We start from the raw sequence: 25,605 nt of genomic DNA, 5'->3' as shown, positions 1-25,605 counted from the left end.
ATGTTTAATGTTTAGAGGACTATGGCTAAAATATCATTAGACAGATTTCAACTGCAGTTCATCTCTCATCAGAATGAGAAGATAAGCTATCTCGATGGCATTCACGAGGCGATAACGGGACTCTGCGGATGGGTTCAGCTCCGCATGAAGGATGCCTCTGATGATGAAGTGCGCCCCATCGCCTACAAGGTGAAGGAATGGTGCAAGATCATGAATGTTACCTTCATCATCGACGACCGTGTGGAACTGGTGAAAGAGGTGGGCGCCGATGGCGTGCATCTGGGCAAGAACGATATGCCGATTGCCGAAGCCCGCAAGATTCTGGGCGATGACTTCATCATCGGCGGTACAGCAAATACCTTCGAGGATGTGAAGGCTCACTATGAAGCCGGTGCCGATTACATCGGTTGCGGTCCGTTCCGCTTCACCACTACCAAGGAGAAGCTCTCTCCTATCCTCGGTCTTGAAGGATACCGAGAAATCATCCAGAAGATGAAGGCAGAAAATATCGATATCCCTATCGTTGCCATCGGTGGCATCACCAAGGAGGATATTCCCGACATCATGAAGACGGGAGTTAACGGCATCGCACTCAGCGGCTGCATCCTCAATGCCAAGGATCCGGCATCAGAAACCCATGACATCATGGAAATGATGAAGGTATTCAGATAAGCAAACATTTAAAAATAAGAATAACAGAAAATGGAAAAATTAGTAATTGCAGGACGAGAGTTCAACTCCCGCCTCTTCCTCGGAACAGGAAAGTTCAACAACAACCAGCTCATGGCAGAAGCCATCAAGGCTTCTGAAACAGAAATGGTAACCGTTGCCATGAAGCGTATCGAACTCGAAGACAAGCAGGACGACCTGCTCTCTCATATCGTGCAGAACCCAAATATCCAGCTCCTTCCTAACACCAGTGGCGTGCGCAACGCTGAGGAGGCTGTATTCGCAGCACAGATGGCTCGCGAGGCTTTCGGAACCAACTGGCTCAAGCTCGAAATCCACCCAGACCCTCGCTATCTTCTTCCAGACTCTATCGAGACTCTGAAGGCTACCGAGAAACTGGTAAAACTCGGTTTCGTGGTATTGCCATATTGCCAGGCAGACCCTACCCTCTGCAAGCACCTCGAAGAGGCTGGTGCTGCTACCGTGATGCCACTCGCTGCACCTATCGGTACCAACAAGGGTTTGAGAATGAAGGACTTCCTGCAGATCATCATCGAGCAGGCTACTGTTCCTGTGGTAGTAGATGCAGGTATCGGTGCGCCTAGCCACGCTGCCGAGGCCATGGAGATGGGTGCCAGCGCTTGTCTGGTCAACACAGCCATCGCCGTTGCAGGAGACCCTGTAGAAATGGCTAAGGCATTCAAGGAAGCAGTGGTATGCGGTCGCCGTGCTTACGAGGCAGGTCTCGGAGCCATCAGCGATTGTGCCGAGGCAAGTTCTCCACTCACCGCATTCCTGAACGACTAATTACACATTATTATATATCGACAGGATATATATATCAACTGATACATTATAAAAAATAACAACGACATTAAAATGCCAAACGATAAGAAAGCTTACGCCCAGAGAGAAAAGGCGTATATGCAGGGAAAACTTTTCCCACAGATCAAGGTTGGAATGACCAAGGTAAACCTCACTCCTACTGTTGTGAAGGATGAGCGCGGCATTCCACATACAGAGCCAAACGCTCCAGTTTACATCTACGATACCAGCGGTCCTTACAGCGACCCTAACTATCAGGTAGATTTGAAGAAGGGCTTGCCAAGAATGCGCGAGCAGTGGATTCTCGACCGCAACGATACCGAGCAGCTCAAGGAGGTTACCAGCGAGTATGGCAAGCAGCGTCTTGCTGACCATAGCCTCGACCACCTCCGCTTCGAGCACATCCAGTTGCCTCGCCGTGCTCAGGCTGGCAAGCACATCACCCAGATGGCTTACGCCAAGGCGGGCATCATCACTCCAGAGATGGAGTATGTGGCTATCCGCGAGAACATGAACTGCCAGGAGTTGGGCATCGATACCCATATCACTCCTGAGTATGTGCGTGATGAGATTGCACGCGGACGTGCCGTTCTTCCTGCCAACATCAACCACCCGGAGAGCGAACCGATGATTATCGGCCGCAACTTCCTCGTGAAGATCAATACCAACATCGGTAACTCTGCCACTACCTCCAGCATCGAGGAAGAGGTAGATAAGGCTGTATGGTCCTGCAAGTGGGGAGGCGATACCTTGATGGACCTCTCTACCGGCGACAACATCCACGAAACCCGTGAATGGATTGTGCGCAACTGTCCTGTACCAGTAGGAACCGTGCCTATCTACCAGGCTTTGGAGAAGGTAAACGGCAAGGTAGAGGATCTGAACTGGGAGGTATTCCGTGATACCCTCATCGAGCAGTGCGAGCAGGGTGTTGACTACTTCACCATCCATGCCGGCATCCGTCGCCACAACGTGCATCTTGCTGATAGCCGTCTCTGCGGTATCGTGAGCCGTGGCGGTAGTATCATGAGCAAGTGGTGTCTCTACCACGACCAGGAGAGCTTCCTCTATGAGCACTTCGACGACATCTGCGACATCGTGGCACAGTACGACGTAGCCCTCTCTTTGGGCGATGGTCTGCGCCCAGGCTGTATCGCCGATGCCAACGATGCAGCCCAGTTTGCCGAGTTGGATACCATGGGCGAGCTTGTTACCCGTGCCTGGGACAAGAACGTGCAGGCATTCATCGAGGGTCCTGGTCACGTGCCATTGCAGAAGATCAAGGAGAACATGGAGCGCCAGCTCGACCACTGTCACGAGGCACCATTCTACACCCTCGGCCCATTGGTTACCGATATCGCTCCAGGTTACGACCACATCACTTCAGCCATCGGTGGCGCTCAGATAGCATGGCTCGGCACCGCCATGCTCTGCTATGTAACACCAAAGGAGCACCTCGCCTTGCCTAACAAGGAAGATGTGCGCACAGGTGTGGTAACCTATAAGATTGCCGCTCATGCAGCCGACTTGGCTAAGGGTCATCCAGGTGCAACCATCCGCGACAACGCCCTCTCCAAGGCCCGTTTCGAGTTCCGCTGGAGAGACCAGTTCCACCTCTCTCTCGACCCAGAGCTTGCCTTGAAGTATTTCGAGGAGGCAGGTCATACAGACGGAGAGTACTGCACCATGTGTGGTCCAAACTTCTGCGCAGCCAAGTTGACACACGATTTGAGAAAATTTAAAAAGTAAGAAAATGTTTTCAGACGAATTAAAGAATATCAGTTGGGAGGAGACCACGGAGCGCATTGCTCGAATGACCGATAACGATGTGCGCCGTGCCCTCGCCAAGGACCATTGCGATGTGAACGACTTCATGGCGCTGATTTCACCGGCAGCCGAGCCATACCTGGAGGTGATGGCGCGTCTTTCCCGCAAATATACCGAGGAGCGCTTCGGCAAGACCATGTCGATGTTCATTCCTCTCTACATCACCAATTCATGCTCCAACTCCTGCGTGTATTGCGGTTTCCATCGTGAGAATCCGATGGCCCGCACCATCCTCACCCCAGAGCAGATTGAGAACGAGTACAAAGCCATCAAGCAGTTGGCTCCATTCGAGAACATCCTTCTCGTTACGGGCGAGAACCCGGCAAAGGCTGGCACCCCTTATCTTGCCAAGGCCATCGACATCGCCAAGAAGTATTTCTCTAACGTGAAGATTGAGGTGATGCCGCTCTCTACTGAGGATTACAAGACCCTCGCCGACCATGGTATGAACGGCGTAATCTGTTTCCAGGAAACCTACAACCACGAGCACTACAAGCTCTACCACCCACGTGGCATGAAGAGTAAGTTTGAGTGGCGCTGCGATGGTTTCGACCGCATGGGGATGGCAGGCGTTCACTCCATCGGTATGGGTGTGCTCATCGGATTGGAGAAGGAGTGGCGCACGGATGTAGTGATGATGGCTCATCACCTGCGCTACCTGCAGAAGCACTACTGGAAGACCAAGTACAGCGTGAACTTCCCTCGTATGCGCCCTGCACAGAACGAAGGTTTCCAGCCAAACTGCTACATGACCGACAAGCAGTTGGCACAGGCTACTTTCGCCATGCGTATCTTCGACCACGATGTGGATATCTCCTACTCTACCCGTGAGCCTGCCTACATCCGTGACAACATGGCAACACTGGGTGTCACCACCATGTCGGCAGAATCAAAGGTAAATCCTGGTGGTTACCATACTTATCCTCAGGCATTGGAGCAGTTCACCGTGAGCGATGAGCGTACCGCCAAGGTAATCAATGCGAGATTGAAGGAATTGGGCAGAGAGCCAGTATGGAAGGATTGGGATGCCTCATTCGATTTCTTCGGAAATATCGCAAACGGATAATTTTACAGAGTAGCATGCCCTGAAAGGAAAAAAACTGCAAGCAGCACGCCCTAAAAGGAAAAAAACTGCAAGCAGCACGCCCTAAAAGGAAAAAAACTGCAAGCAGCACGCCCTGAAAGGGCAGAAGCTCCTAGCCCAGGGCATCGCCCTGGGTTTAGAATGTGATATAAAACAAAGTCGCCCTGTAAGGGCAAAAGCTTTAAATATAAGAAGCTTTTGCCCTTACAGGGCGACTTTCTTGCTTATGCGTAACCCAGGGTGTTACCCTGGGCTAGGAGCTTCTGCCCTTTCAGGGCGTATGGAGATAAACTATACATACCATCCAAGGCGTATGGAGATAAACTATACATACCATCCAGGGCGTATGGATGTAATCCAAAGGCTTATTCCTTCAGCCATCCCCCAATCAGATCGATGATTTCCTGTCTGGTAGGCTCAGGGAACGACAGGATGCGGGTGAGATGCGAACCGCCATGACACATATAGACATGCAGGTTCTTCTTGTTCTTGGTGAATGGCAGACCATAGATGCCCGATGCACCCCATGGGTCGATATCACCATAAATATACACCATCTTCGGATCGTTCTTGGTCAGGAAATCCACGGTATAATTGTAAAGCTTTGGCGAGAACTCCACGTTCTCGGCACCCTTAGGCACCATCAGCTTCTTCAGATAACCCTTTGCCGACTTGATGCTCAGGTATCTCTTGAATGGCTTGGTGTAATATCCGTAATATCCCAACTCCCTGGCAGCCTGCACATCGAAAGATGCTGTGGCATTGTAGTTGGTGAAATACTCCGGCTCACACATGTTGATCCAGTATTTGAACACCTGGTCGTCGGTGGCATCATTCGTAGGAATCTTCCTGATGTCCTCCCCCCACTGCCAGAAGGCGAAGGCATACTCAAACACCGAGTAATCGAAAATCTCGGCGATAGGCGCATTGAAGCGATACTGCTTCTCGCTGCAATACTTCTCGAACATCGGCAGCAGCGCAGCCTTACGCTTGAAGAGCAGCAGCTGGAAGTTGAGCACCTTCTGTCGGTTCTCCTTGGTAGAAACCTCATGCTGCAGGAACTTCTCGTGTCTGCCATCCTCCACGCCCTTGTTCAGCGGTGCAACGTATGGCACGGAGACGTCCACATCATTCGGGAAGTAGGCGCGGTAGAACATCGTAGTCTGTCCGCCCTTGCTGATGCCCGTGGCAATCCACTTACCCTTGTACATCGCATGCAGGGTCTGGTTTACGTGGTGCAGATCGTAGAGCGAGTTCTCCACGGTGAGGTAATCCCAGTTGCAAGGACTAGGCATCGACTTGTCGAAATAGCGGTATTCCACGGTGATGATGTTGGTATCGAAGAGCTTGGAAAGTTCCTCGATGTATCCCTCGCGCAATGCATACTTGGCGTTGTAGCCTTCAGTTACGAGCACGGTAGGACGGTCGAATCCTCTGTGGCAGAGTATCACTCGCTGCTCAAAACTACCCTTGGAAGCATCCTTGGCATCCAGTTGCTGCTTGATGAAGAACACATATTTTTCAGGGAAATGCGTACTTTTCAGCGTTTCCACGTCACTCACTCCAGGCAGCGTCGCCAACAGCTTGCCCGCCTCTCCCAGTTCTGCCGCCAGCATCTGCAAAGGCAGGATGAAGAGCAGCAGCATCAATTTCAAGAATTTCAATTTCATTTTCGTCTCTCTTTTATATTTTCTCTTTTTAAACTTTCGTCGGTAATCTCCACATACTTTAAATGCTATGCAAAGGTAAGGAAATATTCTTGTCCGGCAAAAAGATTCGCCACCTTTTTTATATTATCCCCCATTTTTTCTTGCGAAATCAAAATATTCGTCGTATCTTTGCAGAAAGAATTTGCAGAAAGGTGGATGGCTCGCAAAAAGCTATCCTGAAAACATAGGAGACCAGATTATGACAGATACAGAAATGAACGATAGAAGATTGCCGGTAGGTATCCAGTCTTTTGAGGTTATCAGAAAGGGTGGTTATCTTTATGTTGACAAGACTGATATGATATGGAGACTTGCCAACAGGGGGAAAAAGTATAATTACCTGAGCCGACCACGCCGCTTCGGTAAGTCGATTCTCGTGGATACACTTCGGGCTTACTTCGAAGGAAAAAAGGAACTCTTCGAAGGATTGAAGGTGATGGAGCTGGAGAAAGAATGGACCTGCTATCCTGTCATTCGACTCGACATGAGTTGCGGAGGAGCTACACCAGAAGAACTCAACTCCTATCTCGATGACGCCTTCTATAAACTTGAACAGAAGTATGAGGTAGCCGTGCGCCCAGAGGCTTCCCTTGCCGTCCGCTTCCAGAACATCATCGAAACGATGTTTCAAAAGACCGGAAAACAGGCGGTTATCCTCATCGATGAGTATGATTCCCCATTGCAGCATTCCTGGAAGACTCCAGATCATGATGCCTGCACAGCCATCTACAAGTCCGTGTTTGCCGTCTTGAAAAAAGAGGACGAGCACGAGCGCTTCGTCTTCATCACGGGCATCACCAAGTTCACTCAGATTTCTCTCTTCTCTGTTCTCAATAATCTGAGCAACATCAGTTTTGATGCACCCTACGCCACCATCTGCGGCATTTCGAAACAGGAAGCTGCCGACAACTTCATGCCTGAGATTGAGGCGATGGGAGAAGAAAACGGATGGACTCCGGAGGAGACCCTGAAGCAGCTCACGGCCTATTACGACGGATATCATTTCTGCAGCGATAATATGGTAGATATATTCAATCCGTTCAGCCTCATCAATGCCCTGTCGGATAAGAAATTGAGAAATTACTGGGCCTCATCTGGAGCAACCTCGTTGCTTCCTAAGTTTATAGATGATATGGAAATACGCTTGAATGATTTTGATCATTGTGCCTTGTTAAGCTCTATAATAGAGTCGTCAGATGTAACAGGTGGTGGACCAGAACTGTTTCTTTATCAGTCTGGCTATCTCACAATAAAGGGCTACATGAACGGAACTTACCTCCTTGGTATTCCAAACTTCGAGGTAAGACAGGCTCTGAATGAAATAGTTTTGCCAACCCTTTCCATGCGTAAGGGTAATGACATTCAGTCACCACAAGCATTTCTGAATCTTTACCTGAACATGGGAAATCTACCAGAAGCAATGAAGTGTCTGAAAGCCCTTGTTGCGGATGTGCCATACAGCAACAAGAAGCTTGCAAGCATGGATATGGAAGAACGTTACCGTCTTATTCTGAGTACAATTTTCAATGCCATTGGCTGTAGAGTGGAAGTTGAGAAGATGATATCTACAGGTAGAATCGATATGGTGGTAGAAACATCAACCATCATCTATGTATTGGAATTGAAACTGAGCAACAATGGTGGTGTTAACGCTGCTGCAGAACAAATTAAAGCTAAGCGGTATGCAGAACCATTCAAAGCAGACAAGCGCAAAATAATAGCTCTTGCCATAGAACTAGAAGATTTAGGAAAGGGATTGATAGATTGGAAAGAAGTTTCTTTCGCTTAACAGTTCCACGTTTCTTATATAAGCCAGCCTTCTCCTGCGAAAAGGCTGGCTTTCTTTATCATCATTACAGCAATTACTTTATTATTACAGTAATAGCTTTATTATTACAGCAAATGCTTTATTCATAGCATTTGCCCTTTACATATCAAACAGATTGCCCGTTGCCACAGAATACGAAACCTTACACATATTGCAGATATCGGTAATCGTAGCACCACTTCCACTCAATGAGTAGAACACGCTCTCGCCTACCAACACATACTCCCAGGTGCGATTCATCCTATCCCCAGGCTCCAGAGCATTGATTTTCTTAATCCATTCTACAGTAGCCGTCTGCTTCTGGCGAACGTTCACATCATCCACTTTGTCGTCGCCCTTGGTCTCAATCAGATAAACCTTATCCCCCGTTGCCACGATGAAGTCAGGATGATACGTTGCCATCAAGCCATCCTTCCTCACATAGAAGATGATGGCGAAAGAATGGCCATTCTCATTAATCTTCAGGAATCTTTCCACCTCAGCATCCCTATCCAGAAACTCGATGAAAGCCTTTTCCAATCCTCCGCCATGAGAAGGATAACCCAGTCGGGGATAGATACACTTCTGTACCTCCATCGAGTAAGACTCTCTCATCTTGATGGCTCTGAGCGAAGAGAAATCCGTATGACTGACCTCGGCATTGATTGTTGTCAGGCGGTTCTGCATCTTATAGATGGCCACGGCAAACTGCTCCACGAAATGCTTCGTCACGATGCCATCCTTAGCCAGCAATATCTTCCAGTCGTTGCCCTGGAACGGATTGAAAGGCGCGGAGAAAAGTTTCTCCCGGATATACCAGTCCATCACCTGCACCGTTTGGGCACCATTAATCTGAATGGTCGGGAACCCCTGGCGGCGACAGTTCTCAAAGCGCAGGGTTACTACCCTCAGCAATTTCTGCAGATACTCATTATATCCGCTGGCATTGAAGAGATTGGCCGTCACCTTATACTTACCAAAGGTAGTCTTTGTCAGAGATTCCTGCGATACGAAGGTCTCACCCTCTTTTGCCAGGAACTTGCGGAGCAAAGGCAGCGGATACATCGTAAACGGCTCTAAATCATCCAGATCTATCTCTGCATCCTCAAATTCATCGATGGAATCATGCAGGATAACCGGCCATTGGAAATCATATTTCCCGTAATCCTCACGAAGTCCCACGGTCAGAATATCTCCAGTGGCGCCTCCTGTACCCACGTCGCCTTCATCCACAGCCACCAAGCCTTGATCCTGCAAATCATCATAAAACTTGATGAAAGCCGGATGCTCTACGATAGACAAGGTGTCGATATAGGTGCGGGGAGGCTGATGATTCTTCAACACCCTCAGGCGGTCTTCACGCTTGATGTCGATGTAATCAGACTCTCGCCACATCAGTCGCAAGCCTCTACCCACCAACTGCTCCAACAGGATTGGCGCCTGCGAAGAACGCAGCGGAACGAGCACGCAGATGTTGTTGACGTCGAAACCCTCACGGAGCATCAGCACCGAGATGACCACCTTCGGACTCTTATACCTATCTATATCGAAGAGCTTCTTCTTGATTTCCTGCCATTCTTCATCCTTCACCTCGCCCTGCTTGTTGCTGTCGATGGTAACGATGTCTTCATCTTCCAGACCTTCCGACTTCAGAAACTCTTCTACGAAAGGAGATACCGTGGTATCCTGGCAAACGATGAGCATCTTCGGGTTCTTAGACGCATCATTTTTCAGGAATTCTTCTTCCAGCTTGTTCAGCTTGGTCAATCCGGCACGGAGCATCATGCGCTGGCCCTCGCTCAGTCCTACCACCTTTCCCTGCTCATCACGCTCGGCGTTGTAATCCAGGTTCTCCAGGTCGGTAAGTTCCTGCCGACGGTCGAGCAGCAGCAGCTTCACCAGTCCCTGCTTCATCGCCATCGGCAAGTCGAAATCAACGATGATATGCGGAAAGAAGAGTTTCACCTGCTTCTCTCCTGTTCCCTTCGTATCAAAAGGGGTAGCCGAGAAGTCCACCTGTATGAATCTTGTACCCTTGGTGGCACTGATGGCATTCAAGCCTCTTTGCCATTCCACCTCCTCTGTTTCGCCATTACGCTTGATTTCGTGGATATGATGAGCCTCATCATTGATTACCATCAAATCCTTTAAACCCGCCAGATATTCCAGTTCGGTGCCACCCAGGGCACGGCGGTCGAGCATGCCGAGGTCATTACCCGCCGACTTGCCCGGACGGATAGGCAACAGATCACTGATGATTTCAGCGGGTGTCACCGTGCTGGAATCGTCCACATCCTCATCCTGTTCCTTCTCTTCCATCTGATTTTCAAACAGATGCCAGTTGGTCAGGGCAATCAGTCCCTCTCCGGTGGTCTTCCTGCCGATGCCATCCTCCTTGGTCACCACATTGTTCTGGATGAACGAAAACACCTCGTCACGATAACGCTCGGGGATGAACACCTCCTGGTTCATGTAGTAGTCGTTGGTCTGAGGGTCACGATATTCTTCGTCGCGCTTCTTTCTGCCGCAGAAGGCATCCAGCAGACGGTCGTAAACAATCAGACCCGGAGCCACTATCAGGAACTTCTGCGTAAATCGTCCGCTCTCCACATCCTCGTGCCGGGCATTCAGCATCTGCCAGATTATCAAGGCATGCATCACCCACGTCTTTCCCGTGCCCGTAGCCATCTTCACTGCATACTTAGGCATCTGATATTTAGGCTTGGCAAGCTGAGCCAGGTCGGCCCTATCCATCAGCTCCGGAATGATGCCCTGATAGGCATCCATCACGCAGTTTTCTCCCATCACTTCGTGCAGATAGATGATGTTGAGGACAGCCTGACGCTGACCCTCATGGAAATTTCTCGCACGCTCGTTGCAGAAGCCCTCTCCAAACCAATAGTTCAAGAGCGAAGCGGTGGTTGGGGTCACCTTCTCCAGCATCTCCCCACTCTTCCAGGCTGCATTGACCACATCGGTGAGTCGATGCGCCAATTCCAAAGATATATTACTTGAATTGATAGCCATAGTCGTAATCTCCTATTCGTTCTTAACACTAACACTTCACATCTAGGATAACCTGACTCTCGAATCCGAACACATCCACCGCCTTGACGCAGACTTTTCGCTCGTCCTTATGCGGCATGGCAATTCGGGTGGAATATACGCAGTGCAGCGGGTCGCTGTCGTTATCCACGTTCTCACGATAATCCTGCCAGGTGCTGCGGAAGGTATCGCCGTCATAATCAGGGTCGATACACCAATATTCTATCAGCGAGAGAGGGTCCTGCTCCATCACCTGCTGCAGCTTCTCCTTGTCCTTATCGTCCAACGGGATATTATCTGGTGAGAGCAGCACATAGTTGCTGAGACTGATGTCGAGTTCATCCTCGCCATTGCCGTTCACGGTTACTTCAACTGGGTTCACCACCAGATATTGCAAAGAAGAGAAGCGGACGGTTTTGTCGGCGATGAGCTTCTTGAAACCCTTCTTAGATAGCTTGTCGAGCAGATCGGGCGGAATCACCAGCACCTCTACATTGCTGTTCTTATATTTCTCGATGGCTTGCGAGATGTCGAAGGCGAAGTTCCAGCCGAGCACGATGACTTTATCCCAGTCGCCGCCAAGCAGAGAAGCCTTTGCTTCCACGGCACGGCGAACGGTAGCAGCAGTGGTCAGGCGGTTAGGGCTATCCACCATCACCAGATTTCGGGTGCCCTTTACGTAACCGAAGTTTCTGTCGCTCACCTGCTCTGGAGAGAATGGTAAGGCACCGAAGAGGCCTAAGACTACCTGAGAGAGATCGCCCACTCGGCGGAGTTTCTTGTTGTTATGGAAAGCCTCTTTCTGATAGTCGCCGATGCTCTGATAGAGGAACGGATTTACTTCCTGGTCGATGAAACGCTTGCGCATGACGAGGGATGCCGGCTTGCCGATGTCGCAGGTAATCCAGCGACGGCCAAGTCTTTCGGCTACAGCTGCTGTGGTGCCGCTGCCACCGAAGAAATCGCAGACGAGGTCGCCTTCGTTGGAAGATGCCTTGATGATACGTTCGAGGAGGGCTTCGGGTTTTTGAGTGGCGTAGCCTATTCTTTCTTTTGCAACAGGATTTATCATTGAAACATCCCAAACGTCAGGCATAGGAACACCTTTCGTTGGCTCATCTGTCATGATAGAATGTCTTACACCATTCTCATCTATAACACTTTTCCATGATTTACCCTGTGCACTCGACTTTTCTGATTTTGGTATATAGAGTTGATTATAGACTCTATTAGATTTGTTTTTCCCATAATATAGTATTGTATCATGATTTGTTGCAAAAGAACTTCCTGCAATATTCCAACGACGATAATACCAAATAATTTCATTAACAAAATTTTCTTTACCAAAAATATCATCAAGAATAACTTTCATGTATGAACCGATATGCCAATCTATATGAACATAAATACTACCTCGTTCTGAAAGCAATTCCTTCATAAGTATTAATCTTGGATAAATCATCTTTAGGTAAGAGATTGTTCCTTCTTCCCATGTATCAGCATAAGCAAATTGTTCAACAACAGTAGGTTTCTGCTGAAAATCCAACCCTGGCAACGTAACCTTCGTTCTATAATCCGCCTTAGAATCAAACGGCGGGTCGATGTATATCAAATCCACTTTGCCCCTTAAAGAAGGCAAGCCCGTCTGAGGGTCTCCGGCAAGCAGCGCTTGCATGGTCAGGAGATTATCACCATACACCAGACGGTTCATCCAACTCCCCCCATCCAGGGCGGCATTGAATGCATTAGGGATATTGGGAACTTGTCCACGGAAGAATCCGGAGACATCCTTGCGAGGCAACACCAGCTCATTGGTCTGCAATCCAATGCGTGTGCCACTGCTCAATCGCTCAATGATGCGCTGAGCCTCTTGCCTACCTTCGCTTGCAATGCGAGGTAGCTCTTCAATCAATGATTTTGCCATAGCATTAAAGCTTAAATATAGTTTTAATGCGACTGCTTTATTACTCAGAAAATAAAAGCTACAACCAAACACCCTTATCCATAGCAACAAAGCTAACCTAGGTTTGCATCAAGACCAGCCTCATCCCCATCAGAACGCAGAAACGTGGACGATCCACTTATCCAACGTTCCAAGGTGTTTGGCCTAACCTAATTCCATAGATAAGTTTTACGTCCACGCTATAGCGGACGCTTACTTATTTATTCTATGGAATTGTTCTTTCCGCGGCCAAACTTCAGGAACATTATTATCGAATAAACAGCAAACGCTATTATTTTAACCCACAAAAACAGATATCATCGCCCTAAGGCGAATCCATCCAAATGCAAAGTAAATGCAAACGGGCGGAATGAAAGCTTGCTTTCAAATTGCCGAGTGCAGCTTTGCATTTGCAAAGATACTGCAAAAATCAGAGATAACAAAAAGAATCGCCACCTTTTTTATACTATCCCCCATTTTTTCTTGCGAAATCAAAATATTCGTCGTATCTTTGCAGAAAGAATTTGCAGAAAGGTGGATGGCTCGCAAAAAGCTATCCTGAAAACATAGGAGATCAGATTATGACAGATACAAAAATGAACGAAAGAAGATTGCCGGTAGGTATCCAGTCTTTTGAGGTTATCAGAAAGGGTGGTTATCTTTATGTTGACAAGACAGATATCATCTGGAATCTTGCCAACAGGGGGAAAAAGTATAATTACCTGAGCCGCCCACGCCGTTTCGGTAAGTCGATTCTCGTGGATACACTTCGGGCTTACTTCGAAGGAAAAAAGGAACTCTTCGAAGGATTGAAGGTGATGGAGCTGGAGAAAGAATGGACCTGCTATCCCGTCATTCGACTCGACATGAGTTGCGGAGGTGCTACACCCGAAGAACTCAACTCCTATCTTGATGACGCCTTCTATAAACTTGAACAGAAGTATGAGGTAGCCGTGCGCCCGGAGGCATCCCTTGCCGTCCGCTTCCAGAACATCATCGAAACGATGTTTCAAAAGACCGGAAAACAGGCGGTTATCCTCATCGATGAGTATGATTCTCCATTGCAGCATTCCTGGAAGACTCCAGAGCATGATGCCTGCACAGCCATCTACAAGTCCGTGTTTGCCGTCTTGAAAAAAGAGGACGAGCACGAGCGTTTCGTCTTCATCACGGGCATCACCAAGTTCACTCAGATTTCTCTCTTCTCTGTTCTCAATAATCTGAGCAACATCAGTTTTGATGCACCCTACGCCACCATCTGCGGCATTTCGAAACAGGAAGTTGCCGATAACTTCATGCCTGAGATTGAGGCGATGGGAGAAGAAAACGGATGGACTCCAGAGGAGACCCTAAAGCAGCTCACGGCCTATTACGACGGATATCATTTCTGCAGCGATAATATGGTAGATATCTTCAACCCGTTCAGCCTCATCAATGCCCTGTCGGATAAGAAATTGAGAAATTACTGGGCCTCATCTGGCGCCACTTCTCTATTGCCAAAGTTCGTGGAAAATATGGAGATGAAGATGGAATATTTTGACCATTGCTTCATCGAGGGCGACACCCTGGAAACATCGGATGTGGTGAATGGCGGAGCCGAGCTCTTCCTCTATCAGTCGGGTTATCTCACCATCAAGGGTTACGATGATGGCGTTTACATCCTGGGCTTCCCTAACTTTGAAGTTCGCAAGGCATTATACCGGGTAGTGGTTCCAGCCTTGACCATGAAGTCGAATTCGGAAGTGGTTTCTGCGCAGAGCTTCCTCAGAAAAATGATGCAGGACGGCAACACCGCTGAAGCCAAGAAGGCATTGAAGGCTCTAATCGCCGATGTTCCATACAGCAACAAGAAGATGGCACGTATGGATATGGAGGAGCGTTACCGGCTGATAATGAGCACAATATTCAGAGCCTTGGGCTTTAGGGTGGAAGTAGAGAGAATGCTAGCCACTGGCAGGATAGATATGATTGTGGAGGTTCCATCCATCATCTACGTCCTGGAGCTGAAGCTATCGAACAATGGCGGCATTTCTGCTGCCGAGAGCCAGATCAAGGACAAGAGTTACACCGAACCATTCAAGGCGGACAAGCGCAAGGTCATCGCCCTGGCAGTGGAACTTGATGAACAGGGCAAGGGACTGATAGATTGGAAAGAAGTGGATGAGGGTGTGTAAAATACAAAGCCAGCCATCTTTCGTTCCGACGGATTTGCAATCCATCGTCTAAAAATGCCCCAACCTCTTTAAGACCTGCGGATTTGCAATCCGCAGCAAGCAAGATTGCAAATCCTTTTTTTGTGCATCCAGGTGAGGCGGATTGCAAATCCGCAATGCCCTAAATGGTCGAACATTTTTTATGCCGGATTGCAAATCCGGCAGGACGCCTGACGGTGGTCCAGAAAGGTGGACCAGAAAACAAGAAGGTGGACCAGAAACTAGGAATGATATTTTGCATCCTATCGCCAACAATAAGGCCAACAATCATTAAAGTTCTTTTACAAAGCTTATTATTAGCCTCGAATTAACAAGATTGCTTCCTTGAGCTTATCCTCGAAAAAGTGTATGATTTAACATTTGTTATCATCGAAAAAGTGTGTAGTTTTCTTGTTTTTATCATCGAAAAAGTGTATCTTTGCAGCAGAAATATTTAAAATACAGACAGATATGAGAAGAAAGATATACAAACAGCTCCTTAAATGGAAAAGAAATGTGGACAGAAAGCCCTTGATGTTACTAGGTGCCAGACAAGTGGGTAAGACTTGGATTATGCAACACTTTGGAGAAAAGGAATACAAAAACGTAGCATATATCAACTGTGACGATGAGCCAAGAATGAAACAGCTCTTTGAGCTCGATTACAACATAGACAGAATCCTCATTACCATCCAAGCCATTACTGGCGTAAGGATTACACCTGCTGACACTCTCATCATCATGGATGAAATACAGGAGGTTCCGAGAGGACTCCACAGTTTGAAGTACTTTTGCGAAAAAGCTCCCGAATACCATGTCATGGTAGCAGGTTCCCTCCTTGGGGTTACCCTTGGTAAGGGAGAGTCGTTCCCTGTTGGAAAAGTAGATATGCTTACCATGTACCCCATGGATTACGAGGAATTTCTTGATGCAACCGGCAATGAAGGATGGATAGAATTACTCCATTCCAAAGACTGGGGACTTATCGACATCATGAAACCCAAGATGACGGAATTGCTCCGGCAATATTACTTTGTGGGCGGCATGCCAGGAGTGGTAAGCAAATTCATCGAAAATACAGACTTGCAGCAGGTTCGCACCCTGCAGCGTGACATTCTGGAAGCCTATCGCAGGGATATTTCCAAACATACTTCAGCTGCGGAATCAACAAGAATCCGGGAGGTACTGGATTCGCTCCCTTCCCAACTGGCACGTGAAAACAAGAAGTTCATCTATGGAGCTGTGCGCAAAGGTAGCAGAGCCAAGGATTTTGAACTGGCCATACAATGGCTGGTAGATGCCGGCATTGTATATAAGGTGAACCGCATCAAGGAGCCTAAAATGCCCCTCAAGTTTTATGAAGCCATGGATGTCTTTAAAATGTTCTTATTAGATTGTGGTCTTCTGGCATGCATGACGGATGCCTCAGCAGACCAGATGCTGATAGGCGACAATGTATTCACAGAGTTCAAAGGTGCATTTACAGAGCAGTATGTGCTACAGCAACTATTGGCCTTGGGACTAAAGCCCTATTACTGGAGCAATACCAAGACACCTTCGGAGATAGATTTCATCATTCAAGACAACCAGAGGGTTATACCGGTAGAAGTGAAGGCTGAGGAAAACGTACGTGCTAGGTCCCTGGCCCAGTTCATCAAAGACAACCCTGGGCTGAAAGGACTGCGTATCTCCATGAAAGGATATGTAGATCAAGAATGGATGGAAAACATCCCTCTCATAGCCATTGGCACGTATTTTGAGAAATGATGTTTTAAGAATTATACGGCTTTTCAGTCAGAGTGAAACAAACTTAAGACTGTTCTTTCTGTTAGCTCGGACTGAAAAGCCATTCTTTATTAACGTTTAAATCTTAAAAATTAACTATTGTTTGATTCTTAAATTTACACTAAAACACTACTTTTGTGGCAACTTTTGGAATCGGCAGAAACTAAAAATTTCCAAAAGCAAATCATAAAATACAGAATATCAAAGACTTAGTATTTTTTAACACAAGAAAAGTTATCCATTTTGTTTTATTTCCGCAATCTTTTCGTAACTTTGCAAATGAAAGCAGGATATCCTCACGCACACCCCTATAAGATGTACGAGACTATTACTGCCCAGTATTAATTTAAACTATCAGCTAATGAAGTACACAAGTGTTTTAGATGCTTCTGAGCAAAGCTTTCAGAACCTTATCAATGATGCAGAGGACTTTGAAAACGATAAGATCTTTGCATCCATCAGAAGTCGTGATTATGACGAGAGTGATATCAATTTAATCAATGCTGAAGTAAGAATCAGCATTGCCAAAATAGATAAAGAATACATCTCTTTAGAAAAATTTTCTAAAGAGTTCAATAAGTTATATGCCACCGACCACAACCAATGCTACGACACAGCTCTTAAGCTTTGTCGAAAACTGAGAAGTACATTAGCTGGAACCAAGAAACTATTTAGAAAGATGTGTCCCATCATTCGCAAGAAGGCTGGAGGTAATGGAACAGAAAAGAAGCTATCTGTTTTTGACCACTCATACTTAACAGGTCTTACATTCAGTAGAGATATGTTTGGCTTGGAAAGCTACCCAGATTGCGTGAAAGATCTATGCTGTTCTGTTAGCTTATTTTTTTGTAAGCTAACGGGCGTAATGGCTCTTTGTAGAGAAATTATTGCAAAGGAGAATTACATCAGATGCCATCCTGACTTATGTTACAAGATTTATAAGGATAACTATGACAATGTTGCTAAGAAATCGAGAGATACCATTAAATTCATAGAAAATAATAGCGGTATCACATATCAGATGAATAGTTTGAAAGAAAGAATGGATAAGGCAAAGTCTTTGCAGCAAGTTATCTGCGACTGTTTTCATACCTATAACGAGAGCCAGTTTCAAAATTTCGTCATTTTCGATACTATTGCGAAAGGTAAGAAGGATAATTTGAGCCCTATAGAGTCTTTACTATGGCCCAACAATCATGACTTGGCCAAACAAGTAAGATTTGTTATTACCCATCTTGATGATTTGATAGAACCTTGCAAACTAGTAGGACTAAAGGTTCTTGGAAGAACAGACAAAAAGGAAGGGAAACATCATATCTATGGTCCTATTATAGTAATGATAATGGAATGGGCTGGAATTACAGGAACAGGCAAAGAAGCAAAATTCAACAGATATTTTAATGAAACCTATCGTGGTAATCTCCTTCCCCCAGGCAATTCGGGTACTAATGGTGCAAAGAACAATAAAAAATATACCACGGAAGAATATAATCTGTTCGTGAGCGAAGTAAGCAAACTTACTAAAAACATGAATAAAGCGATGAACATTTCTATCAGTTCTATCGCATGTGCCAACTAATCATTTTTACTTAATCAGAAGGATATTATCTGTATTTTTACTCCCTCAGAAGATAATTATCTGTATTTTTACTGAAGAAGAAAAAATTATCTGTAAATTATTAAAGTCCCGATTTGAATAAATGGATTGCTTTCGAAAGAAGTAATCCATTTATTTTTTTCAGATAACTACCAAATCTTACAGATAATTCTGTTATCTGTATACAGATCCTTAATTATCTGTAAGAAAAGACCATGAACTTTACAGATAATTGCAATTATCTGTATAGGCACATTTCAGCCTTACAGATAACTACTTTTTAGGCATACAAATAAGCAAAAATAGTCAACTTATTGATAATCAAAGCTTTCCATATGCGTATTTTTATTTTCCATCACTATTTTGTATATTTGCACCAGAAAATCCGACAGGGGTCGCTCCCCGATGGCAAGGATATGGAGGTCAATAAACACAAAGACTCTCTTATCTTTATCCAAGCCAAGTCGGTGATGTAGGAGGTCCCTATCAGAGAGTTGGGCATCACCCTCCTATTTTACAAAAATGAAGATGACAAGTAATTCTTCAACAGCGCAGCATGCCGACACCGGCATGCACGCTCCGCAAGGTTTGCAAACTTTGCAACCGATGCAAACTATGCAAAGTCAGGGAAGCCAGGAAGTGACTGAGCAACTGACGCCACTTTCTGAGTGGCACGACAACTACGAGGTGATGGAGATGTTCCACATCAGTGCCAGAACCCTGCAGACTCTTCGCTCCAACGGCAAGCTGCCGTTTGCCAAGATGGGCGGAAGATGCTACTACAAGGAACGAGACCTGCAACGACTCATGGACGAATCGTACAGAGACAGCCGTATGAAAGGAGGCTCCCTATGGCGATGAACATAGAGCAGCTGAAGGAGCACAAGATGCAATACTACCGTCATCCTATCTCCAATGTGGTGAGCCACAACCGGGTAGGTATCTACCACTTGTGGCAGTACATTACAGACCCTACCCTCTTCAAGAATGCTACGGATACGCTCCGTGGCATTCCGGAGGAGGAAGAGAAAAGACGCAAGGCATATAAGGCCAAGGAGTTTGACTATGTACTGGCCAGCGGAACCTTCAATGCCCGCAAAGACCAGGGACTCATACAGCACTCCGGCATCATGTGCCTGGACATCGACCATATAGGTAAAGACCAGGTGGAGGAACTGAAGCAGGAATTCATCCACGATGAAATGATGCAGAAGAACTTCGAACTGGAACTTGCCTTCCGCAGTCCTTCGGGCGACGGACTGAAACTCTTCGTGCAGATAGACCTGCAGCAATGCGACCACCAAACCTGGTTCCTGGCATTGGAGCACTATATCTGGCAAGCGTATGGAGGCATCAAGATTGATGCTGCCTGCAAGAATGTGAGCCGGGCTTGCTTCTTGCCTTACGACCCCAACTGCTACGTGAATCCTCTCGTCTGCCCTTTTTAAGTGAAGAGTGAAGAACGAAGAGTGAAGAAACAACGTTCGGCAGTCCGCAGGGGAATGACAATTCAATTGTTTAAAAAATTAATTTAAATAGACAAAATATGAATAAGACTTCATATTTCGACCCAAATCAATGGGCACAAGCAAGTAAGGCGGAGCAAATCCGCACAGTAGCCAACCGTATCGTTGAGATGAACATCGACATCACAGAGGGATACAACAACTGGCGCAACATTGCCTTCGGCATCTCTCTGGAGCTGGGCGAGGAAGGAAGAAGCATCTTCCATGACATCAGTCGGTTCAATGCCGGCTACAAGTACGAGAAGTGCGACAAGCTGTATTCCAACTGCATCAAGCGCCTGCATGATACTACCGACCACTCTGGTATCACCATCGCCTCTTTCTTTAAATATGCCAAGGAGGCCGGCATAGATATCAAGGTGGCTCCTAGCCATGACGACGTTGCCAGAAACGGAAACTTTGCAATCCTTGCAAACCCTGCAAAGAGTGCAAAGGGTGCAAACATGACAAACATGACAAACATGGCAATGGCACCGAATGCTTCTACGGCTATCAATGGCACGACAGCAGAAGCGGGAGTAGAACACGAAGTGGCAGAGGCTATCCCTCTGCCCACCTTCTGCGACAAGGTAACAGGCTCCCTGCCCCTCATCTTCAAAGACATCTCTTCCCTCGGCAAGACGCTCACCGAGAAAGACATGCTGCTTCTCGCCTCCATCACCATCCTGAGCGGTGCATTCCCCGAGGCCTATGCCATCTACGACAGCTCGAAGGTGTATGCCAACCTCTTCACCTTCCTTGTAGCCAATGCCGCAAGCGGAAAAGGCAGAACCACATCGTGCCTCAAGCTGGTAAGCCTCATCGAGCAGGAGGTTAGGGAAGCCAACAAACAGGAGATGGACAACTATCAGCAGGAACTTGCCGACATCAGAGCCATGGGCAAGAAGGCTTCGGGCATGCCGCTGCCTAAGGAGCCACCCTATCGCTCGCTGATAATTCCTGCCAACTGCTCTTCTACAGCCATCTATCAGGCGCTGCACGACAACCACGACCAGGGCATCACCTTCGAGACCGAGGCCGATTCACTTGCCAACACGCTGAAGAGCGACTACGGCAACTTCTCGGATGGTCTGCGAAAGGGTTTCCATCACGAGGATATCACCTATCGACGAAGAAAGGAGAATGAGCATGTAGAGATTCACAACCCGAAATGGACGGTGTATCTGACGGGGACGCCAGGTCAGGTTACCAATCTGATTCCATCGGCAGAGAACGGTCTCTTCTCCCGCTTTCTCTTCATGAAAGTGGATATTCCAGCCAAATGGCACAACGTGTTCTCCAAGTCAAACCGAACCATCGACGAGGAGATGGAAGCCATCGGCAAGCGGGTGTATGACATTCATCTGATTCTGAAGAAGAAGCAAGGTGGCATCGAGTTCAAGTTGACGGAAGAGCAGGAAGACCAGTTCAACGATTTCTTCAACAAGCTGGTAGAAGAATACAAGGATATGCTGGGCAGAGACTTCGTTGCCAACATCTACCGAATGGGATTGAGCGCCTATCGCATCGCCATGATTCTGAGCATCACCCGCCTGGAAGGTACCACCTCTCTGCCAGAGTGCATCATCTGCAAGGACGAAGACCTGGAGTGCGCTCTAATCATTGCCGATACGCTGATGCAGCATGCGGCACGCATCTTCTCTACCCTGCTGCCTAGCAAGGAGGGAGACGATGTGATGGGCATCAAACTCAGCCCAAAGAGCGAGAAACTCTTTGCTGCCCTGCCTGCCAGCTTCAACCGCCAGATGGTACTGGCCGCTGCACAGAAACTGGGTATTGCCAAGAGAACGGCAGAGAAGTATGTGGGCGAATACGTGAGCAGATACAACCTCTGCAAGAGAGTGGACAATGGTAAGTATGAGAAGGTGGATTTGGCTGGAAATCAGCAGGATTCTACACCGCGTTAAAGCTTTAAGCAAAGGAAACTACGCAAACAGACGCAACGCTGCGCAACGTACTACTGATGCTTGTAAACAAGCAAAAAAAGTAGTATCTTTGCAATGTGGTTAGGAAACGAGGGCTACGGAAGACTTCAATCGACGAGTAGCGATCGGACTTTGAGAAAGACCTGCTCCGTACCCTCTCCGTACCTGCTCCGTACCAACTCCGAGAAACGCTGTTTTTAGGGGTTTTAAAAGAAGGGAGAAGGGAGCCACGAATTGTACCCTGCAGAAAGAAGGGGTGCAAAGAATAGTGTTCATTGACTTTTTTATTTATGTTTAACCCATTAAAGAAAGAAAGGAAAAGATTATGGGAAAGATTAGACAAGGTATTCTTGGCGGTTTCAACGGAACCGTAGGAACAGTGGTAGGTGGCAGCTGGAAAGGCACAGCTTATATGCGTGGCAAGGCTCAGAGTATCAAGAACCCTCGCACCGAGAAGCAGATGGCTCAGCGCATGAAGTTTGGCTTGGCGCAGAAGTTTGTAAAGGTGATGACGGCTTACCTGCAGGCAGGTTACCGCAACTACACCCAGCATCAGACTGCCACCAACGCAGCCATGAGCCACACCGTACGCAACTGCATGGTGGGCAAATATCCATCCTTCGGTATCGACCCTAGCAAGGTGCTGGTAAGCAGCGGTTCTCTGATGCCTGGCAGATTCTGCTCTGTAAAGGTAGCGAACAACATAGCCACCTTTGCCTGGGAAGACAATTCTGACGAAAGTCATGCCAGCATGGATGATTTTGCGATGCCGCTCATCTACAACTTCACGAAGCGCGAAGCCATCTTCACTACAGAGGATGCCAGCCGAGTGGATTGCAAGGCTACCCTGAAATTACCTACAGACTGGGATGGAGACATGCTTTCCTGCTACATTGCTTTTGCATCTGTGCAGAACAACAGCGTAAGCAACTCTGTATATGTAGGCGATGTGAAGCCCGACGGTTCGGTAGTGGCAGGTGCCAATGGCATTCTTTACAATGATGGCGTCATCGACAAGACACCAAACACAAACACCGGGGAGGATGACAACAAAGATAACACCAACCAGGGCGGAGGTACTTCGCAGGGCGGAGGTACCAGCCAGGGTGGTGATTCCAGCCAGGGAGGTGATTCCAGCCAGGGCGGTAACACCAGCCCGGGTGGCGGCACTACCGAAGGCGGAGGAGGCGACGACAACGTAAGTCTCTAAAAACAAAGTAGATCTCTAAAAACAACGGAGATCTCTAAAATCATCAAGGTGTGCCAGATCACAAGGAAGTGAATCTGGCGCACCTTCTTTTTTTATCTTTTTTTTCCTTAAAAATGGTCTTTTTGGAAAAACCTCATTCGTTATTCAAGTTTTTTTCGTAACTTTGCACGCGAAATCAATAGACTGGAATATCAAACTGGCTAGAATATCAGATAGGCTAGAATATCAGATAGGCTAGAATATCAAACTGGCTGGAATATCAGATAGGCTAGAATATCAGATAGACTAGAATATGAATATGTATTTAAAATAAGGTATAAGATATGAAATCTCACATTAAAATGTATCTACTTGTCTGTATCGCCGCCCTGCTCCTTACGGGCTGCGATACCGTATTCGATGTTCACCCTTACGATGTTCGCGTAAAGGGCGAAACCAATCTGAATGCCAAGAACATACAGAAGATAGAGCAGACGGTGAAGAGCAAGGATACCATCCGGTTTGCCGTGATCAGCGACAGCCATCAGTGGTACGACGACCTCGTGGATGCCGTAAATGATATCAACAGACGCAAGGACAGCATCGACTTCGTAATCCACTGCGGCGACATCTCCGACTTCGGCGCTACCCGCGAAATGAAGTGGACACGAGAAAGAATGCTGAAACTCAAGATGCCTTCGGTGGTACTGCTGGGCAACCACGACTGCCTGGGCACGGGCAACCAGACCTATGAGACCATCTACGGCAATCCCGACTTCAGCTTCATCGCCGGAAAGGTAAAGTTCGTCTGCCTCAACACCAATGCCATCGAGTATGACTACTCCCGTCCGGTGCCTAACTTCGACTTCATGGAGGCGGAACGCTCTGCCGATTCGCTCGACTTCGACCGCACCGTGGTGTGCATGCATGCACCTCCCTACTCCGAGCAGTTTAACAACAACGTAGCGAAGGTATTCAATTATTACATCCACGATTTTCCTCGCCTGTTGTTCTGCCTGGACGGTCACGGTCATCATACCAAGACGGAAGACCTTTACAACAACGGCACCCTGTTCTATATGGCAAGCAGCGTACACTTCCGTCAATATTACATTTTCACCATCACACCAAAGGATTATCATGTTGAAGTCATCGATTTTTAAGTTCAGTATATGGGCGCTCCTCCTGCTATCGGCAGGCACTACGGCAAGCGCCGGCGAGGAGGGGTTAGGAAAGGAGAATTTAGGAAAGGAGAATTCAGAAGAAGATTCACTCACCCAATACGACAGGCGTATCCTCCGCTATCGCAAGCACTGGGATGTGCTGATGCCTACGCAGAGCGTGATACAGACCTGCGGCAACATGGGTATCATCTCGCTGGGTATCGGATGGGACTACGGCAAGCGAAGCCAGTGGGAGACGCATCTGCTCTTCGGCATCGTTCCGAAATATGATTCGGATGAAGTAAAAATGACAATCACGCTGAAGGAGAACTTCATTCCCTGGCGAAAGGACTGGGGAAAGGGATGGCAGTTTGAACCCCTGGAGTGCACGCTGTACCTGAACACGGTGTTGGGTCACGATTTCTGGACAAAGCAGCCTACCAAGTACGAGAGCGGATATTATCCCTTCTCTACCCGAATCCGCCCGAATCTGGGATTTGGCGAACGGTTTACGTATCAGATTCCGAACAACAGGCGCAAACGTGTGAAGAGCCTCACGCTCTTCTATGAGTTGAGCACGAATGATATCTATTTCATGCGGTTCTACCGCAACGGCAATGCCGGTTTCTGGGATGTCTTCGGACTGTCGTTTGGCGCAAAAATGCAGATATTATAAAGGGATAGTGAATGGGGGATTGCAAATCCCCCGGTTTTATAGGTCGAACCTTTTTAACGACGGATTACAAATCTGTCGGGACACCTGGCGGGAGACTTTAGGATTTAAAAAGTGAAAAAAAAGATGGAAACAGAAGAGATTGTTCATAAGCTGGAGGCGAAGGGCATCAAGCCCACCTCCAACCGCATACTGGTAATGAAGACTCTGGTGAATGAGCAGAATCCGCTGAGTCTTAAGGATTTGGAGCAGAAGATGGTGTCGATGGACAAGTCGAGCATCTTCCGCACGCTGACGCTCTTTCTGGAGCATGATGCCGTTCATGCCTTCGAGGATGGAAGGGGGATATTGAACTACGAAGTGTGTGAGGAGGAAGGAGAGTGTGACCATCATGATGGTCATATTCATTTCTACTGCGAATCATGCCACCGTTCGTTCTGCATGGAGGATATCCATATTCCGAGCTTCGAATTGCCGGAAGGATTCTATCCTCACTCCGTCTCCTTCGTCATCAAGGGAGAATGCCCTGAGTGCAGGAAGAGGCTTCGCTGAAAGCAATGCCTATTCAAAAGGAAGAGGCTTCGCTGAAAGCAATGCCTATTCAAAAGGAAGAGGCTTCGCTGAAAGCAATGCCTATTCAAAAGGAA

The 25,605-nt window shown here is 47.4% G+C and carries 18 protein-coding genes; 15 read left to right on the top strand and 3 right to left on the bottom strand.

Features of this window, described 5'->3' with window-relative positions; translation table 11 throughout:
• Positions 1-21 precede the first annotated feature (21 nt).
• The 4 genes from AAAT87_RS07160 to thiH all read left to right on the top strand — a co-directional run bounded on the left by AAAT87_RS07160 (position 22) and on the right by thiH (position 4,387).
• Positions 22-672 carry a thiamine phosphate synthase gene (locus tag AAAT87_RS07160; protein WP_349226058.1) on the top strand — a complete coding sequence of 217 codons (651 nt, stop codon included), beginning with the start codon at positions 22-24 and terminating at the stop codon, positions 670-672.
• Between the two features lie 30 nt (positions 673-702).
• Positions 703-1,476, top strand: a complete 774-nt coding sequence (locus AAAT87_RS07155; RefSeq protein ID WP_089542780.1) for a thiazole synthase — start codon at positions 703-705, stop codon at positions 1,474-1,476.
• 72 nt (positions 1,477-1,548) lie between these two features.
• Complete coding sequence (thiC, locus tag AAAT87_RS07150) at positions 1,549-3,243, top strand: phosphomethylpyrimidine synthase ThiC (protein WP_022121899.1); 1,695 nt, start codon at positions 1,549-1,551, stop codon at positions 3,241-3,243.
• 4 nt (positions 3,244-3,247) lie between these two features.
• Positions 3,248-4,387, top strand: a complete 1,140-nt coding sequence (gene thiH, locus AAAT87_RS07145; protein WP_089542782.1) for a 2-iminoacetate synthase ThiH — start codon at positions 3,248-3,250, stop codon at positions 4,385-4,387.
• Positions 4,388-4,770: 383 nt separating this feature from the next.
• Here thiH and AAAT87_RS07140 read toward each other — a convergent pair whose 3' ends face one another.
• Entirely contained in the window at positions 4,771-6,075 is a 1,305-nt protein-coding gene (locus AAAT87_RS07140) for a S28 family serine protease (RefSeq protein WP_349226057.1), read from the bottom strand.
• Positions 6,076-6,313: 238 nt separating this feature from the next.
• Here AAAT87_RS07140 and AAAT87_RS07135 point away from each other — a divergent pair, with 238 nt between their 5' ends.
• Positions 6,314-7,903, top strand: a complete 1,590-nt coding sequence (locus AAAT87_RS07135) for an ATP-binding protein (RefSeq protein WP_349226056.1) — start codon at positions 6,314-6,316, stop codon at positions 7,901-7,903.
• 138 nt (positions 7,904-8,041) lie between these two features.
• Here AAAT87_RS07135 and AAAT87_RS07130 read toward each other — a convergent pair whose 3' ends face one another.
• Positions 8,042-10,948, bottom strand: a complete 2,907-nt coding sequence (locus tag AAAT87_RS07130) for a DEAD/DEAH box helicase family protein (protein WP_349226055.1) — start codon at positions 10,946-10,948, stop codon at positions 8,042-8,044.
• 28 nt (positions 10,949-10,976) lie between these two features.
• On the bottom strand, positions 10,977-12,890 hold the full coding sequence (locus AAAT87_RS07125; RefSeq protein WP_349226054.1) for a site-specific DNA-methyltransferase: 1,914 nt from the start codon (positions 12,888-12,890) through the stop codon (positions 10,977-10,979).
• 599 nt (positions 12,891-13,489) lie between these two features.
• Here AAAT87_RS07125 and AAAT87_RS07120 point away from each other — a divergent pair.
• The 10 genes from AAAT87_RS07120 to AAAT87_RS07075 all read left to right on the top strand — a co-directional run bounded on the left by AAAT87_RS07120 (position 13,490) and on the right by AAAT87_RS07075 (position 25,510).
• Positions 13,490-15,082, top strand: coding sequence for an ATP-binding protein (locus tag AAAT87_RS07120; RefSeq protein ID WP_349226053.1), 1,593 nt, complete (start codon positions 13,490-13,492; stop codon positions 15,080-15,082).
• A 489-nt stretch (positions 15,083-15,571) separates the two neighbouring features.
• Positions 15,572-16,867 carry an ATP-binding protein gene (locus AAAT87_RS07115; RefSeq protein ID WP_349226052.1) on the top strand — a complete coding sequence of 432 codons (1,296 nt, stop codon included), beginning with the start codon at positions 15,572-15,574 and terminating at the stop codon, positions 16,865-16,867.
• Between the two features lie 379 nt (positions 16,868-17,246).
• Complete coding sequence (locus AAAT87_RS07110) at positions 17,247-18,464, top strand: hypothetical protein (protein ID WP_349226051.1); 1,218 nt, start codon at positions 17,247-17,249, stop codon at positions 18,462-18,464.
• A 540-nt stretch (positions 18,465-19,004) separates the two neighbouring features.
• Positions 19,005-19,343 carry a helix-turn-helix domain-containing protein gene (locus tag AAAT87_RS07105; protein WP_349226050.1) on the top strand — a complete coding sequence of 113 codons (339 nt, stop codon included), beginning with the start codon at positions 19,005-19,007 and terminating at the stop codon, positions 19,341-19,343.
• A complete protein-coding gene (locus AAAT87_RS07100) occupies positions 19,334-19,930 on the top strand; it encodes a BT4734/BF3469 family protein (protein WP_349226049.1) in 597 nt (198 codons plus the stop codon). The genes AAAT87_RS07105 and AAAT87_RS07100 overlap by 10 nt, the downstream gene beginning before the upstream one ends.
• Positions 19,931-20,028: 98 nt before the next feature.
• Positions 20,029-21,915 carry a DUF3987 domain-containing protein gene (locus tag AAAT87_RS07095; protein ID WP_349226048.1) on the top strand — a complete coding sequence of 629 codons (1,887 nt, stop codon included), beginning with the start codon at positions 20,029-20,031 and terminating at the stop codon, positions 21,913-21,915.
• 343 nt (positions 21,916-22,258) lie between these two features.
• The gene (locus AAAT87_RS07090; RefSeq protein ID WP_349226047.1) at positions 22,259-23,143 is read left to right on the top strand and encodes a DUF6266 family protein; all 885 of its coding nucleotides are present in this window, start codon (positions 22,259-22,261) and stop codon (positions 23,141-23,143) included.
• A 323-nt stretch (positions 23,144-23,466) separates the two neighbouring features.
• On the top strand, positions 23,467-24,285 hold the full coding sequence (locus AAAT87_RS07085) for a metallophosphoesterase family protein (protein WP_298532027.1): 819 nt from the start codon (positions 23,467-23,469) through the stop codon (positions 24,283-24,285).
• Positions 24,263-24,961 (top strand): hypothetical protein, encoded by a 699-nt coding sequence (locus AAAT87_RS07080; RefSeq protein WP_349226046.1) that lies wholly within the window; start codon positions 24,263-24,265, stop codon positions 24,959-24,961. Before AAAT87_RS07085 ends, AAAT87_RS07080 begins: the two co-directional genes overlap by 23 nt.
• A 123-nt stretch (positions 24,962-25,084) precedes the next feature.
• Positions 25,085-25,510 carry a Fur family transcriptional regulator gene (locus AAAT87_RS07075; protein WP_089545350.1) on the top strand — a complete coding sequence of 142 codons (426 nt, stop codon included), beginning with the start codon at positions 25,085-25,087 and terminating at the stop codon, positions 25,508-25,510.
• Positions 25,511-25,605 lie beyond the last annotated feature (95 nt).

The sequence above is a fragment of the Segatella sinensis genome (assembly GCF_040095255.1).
GTDB classification, from domain to species: domain Bacteria; phylum Bacteroidota; class Bacteroidia; order Bacteroidales; family Bacteroidaceae; genus Prevotella; species Prevotella sinensis.
Note: the sequence above shows the minus strand (reverse complement) of the source record. Positions and strands in the feature narration are given on the sequence as shown.